This is a genomic window from Caldalkalibacillus mannanilyticus JCM 10596, assembly GCF_000615945.1.
GTDB lineage: Bacteria > Bacillota > Bacilli > Caldalkalibacillales > JCM-10596 > Bacillus_AT > Bacillus_AT mannanilyticus.
Genome location: NZ_BAMO01000083.1, coordinates 1 through 2,564 on the forward strand (window position 1 = coordinate 1; position 2,564 = coordinate 2,564).

2 protein-coding genes are annotated in these 2,564 nt (G+C 40.4%); both read left to right on the top strand.

The window, feature by feature from the left end; translation table 11 throughout:
- Positions 1-222: 222 nt before the first annotated feature.
- Positions 223-1,764: an IS21 family transposase gene (istA, locus tag JCM10596_RS22665; protein ID WP_148302699.1), complete on the top strand. Its 1,542-nt coding sequence runs from the start codon at positions 223-225 to the stop codon at positions 1,762-1,764.
- Complete coding sequence (istB, locus tag JCM10596_RS22670) at positions 1,761-2,528, top strand: IS21-like element helper ATPase IstB (protein WP_025029045.1); 768 nt, start codon at positions 1,761-1,763, stop codon at positions 2,526-2,528. The genes istA and istB overlap by 4 nt, the downstream gene beginning before the upstream one ends.
- Positions 2,529-2,564 lie beyond the last annotated feature (36 nt).

Genomic DNA, 2,564 nt, shown 5'->3' on the forward strand with positions numbered 1-2,564 from the left:
TGTAACTGCTAAACTAAAATGGACAGTTTCTGCTAGATAAAATTGAACACTTATTACCATAGTATTCCAATTCATATATCTTGTACAGTCCGTAAGGACTGAATTAAAAAGTGCACCTAAACACTCCTTACAATGATACAACTCCATCCTGTAAGATGTGAATAGATTCATAGATACATCGGAGATGGAGGGCAATGAAAGGTGGATAAGTGGAATTTGTACATGAACATTCAACAACTACATAATCAAGGCTTTAACAATAGTCAAATTGCAACCAAGCTGGGGATATCAAGAACAACAGTTTATGAGTATTTAAGGAAGTCACCTGAAGAGATGGCAGTATGGCTTGCTTCATCAAAGTTAAGGAGGAAGAAACTTGGGTCTTACGAAGAGCACATTGTTTCTTGGCTCAAAGAGCATCCTGACCTATCAGCAGCCCAAGTTTATGACTGGTTACAAGAGAGATACCCTTCATTAAAAGTAGGTGAGAGTACCACTCGTAGTTACGTCAGAGAGTTGAGAGAGAAATATCATATACCAAAGGTAAAAGAGCATCGCCATTATCAAGCAATTCCAGACCCTCCAATGGGACAGCAAGCTCAAGTTGACTTTGGTCAAACCAAACAAAAGACGAGTAGAGGAAAAGAGATCAAATTGTACTTTATCAGTTTTGTCCTCTCACACTCTCGGTACAAGTATGCAGAGTGGTTGGATCGCCCCTTTACCACTCGGGATGTGATTCGAGCCCATGAGTCTGCTTTCCAGCATTTTGAGGGGATTCCTTATGAGCTAGTATATGATCAAGATGCACTACTAGTGGTTAATGAAAATGCAGGAGATATCATTCTCACGAATGAGTTTCAATCTTATCGAGAGGAGCGGAAGTTAAACATTCATCTTTGCCGTAAGGCTGATCCGGAGAGTAAAGGAAAGATCGAGAATGTGGTAGGTTTTGTTAAGAAAAACTTTGCAAAGAATCGGGTCTTTCATCGCCTAGATCATTGGAATGAGCAATGTCTTTCTTGGCTGAAGAGAACAGGAAATGGGAAGGTCCATAATACAACAAAAAAAAGACCAGCCGAAGTGTTCACCCTGGAAAAGCAACACTTACGACCCGTCTCCTCTAGCATAAAAATGCTAAAACCTGATTCTAGTATATCAAGGACGGTCCGTAAGGACAACACCATTCTATATGAATCGAATCGTTATTCCGTTCCTCTCGGAACGTATGGGAAAACCAATCAAGTATATATTGAAGTAACAGTTGACGAACATTTAGTCATTCGTGAACAAATGGACGGCCCCATTATTGCTGAACATTCGATTGATTATCGAAAAGGAGTTTTGGTGCAAGACCGTCAACATACTCGAGATCGAACGAAAGGAATTGATGCGTATATCCATAGCATTGCTGAACAATTTGAAGATGTGAATTTGGCTCATCGTTTCCTAGAAGAGGTTCGCCGTACCTACCCTCGCTACATACGTGACCAACTACAAATGATCAGTAAAACAATGAAATCCATTGATACAATGACCATGGATCTAGCCTTAAAGGAATGTATGAAGCGGAAATTATGGAGCGCCTCTGAGTTTCATGATGCGGTGGAGTATGTCAAACGACAACGCCAAGTGAACATAGCACTGTCGAGTAAACATGACATGAAACCTTTAAACCAATGGGATCAGTCGCTCATGGAAATCAAACCTCGGACACGGGATGTGAAGGAGTATATTGCGATCTTGAAAGGAGAATCGATATGAGTCAATCCCTTGAGCATCTTCAAACCCAATTACGTTCATTACGGTTTGCCGCAACAGCCTACCATCTACCTACTCTTCTTCAAAAAGCTGAATCTGAAGATTGGACATATCGTCAGTTTCTTCAGCAGCTAATGAATTATGAACAAAAACGTCGAAACGAAAAACAAGTAGAAAGACGGTTAAAATGGGCAGCCTTTCCCTTCTACAAATCAATAGATGACTTTGAGCTTGCGGAGCAACAATCTCTTAGTCAAAAACAGCTTAATCAATTAAGAGAGCTTACGTGGTTAGAACAGCTATATAACTTAATCCTTCTTGGACCGACAGGTCTAGGAAAAACTCACCTAGCAACAGGGTTAGGGATTGAAGCGATACACAGAGGATATAAAGTGTCGTTTATCTCAATGGGAGAACTCATTCATGCGTTAAAAACAGAGGATATGACTCGTAAGTCCAAACTACGGTTAAAGCGTATTCGAGAAGCAAACCTCGTGATCATTGATGATCTCATGTTTATGGCCATGGATACGGGCGAGGCGAATCTATTCTTTCACTTGATTAACGATCTCTATAACCATGCTTCCATTATTCTAACTTCAAATAAAGGACCTAGTGAATGGGGAGAACTGCTGGGAGACCCAGCTATTACATCAGCCATACTAGACAGAGTTATTCATAGAGCAGAGGTGATTCAATTAGACGGTGATAGTTATAGAATGAAGCATCGCTCCACGATCTTCGATCGTGAAAGTGTTCAAAATTAATGAGCAAAAAGTGTTCAATTTTACTTGACGGTTACA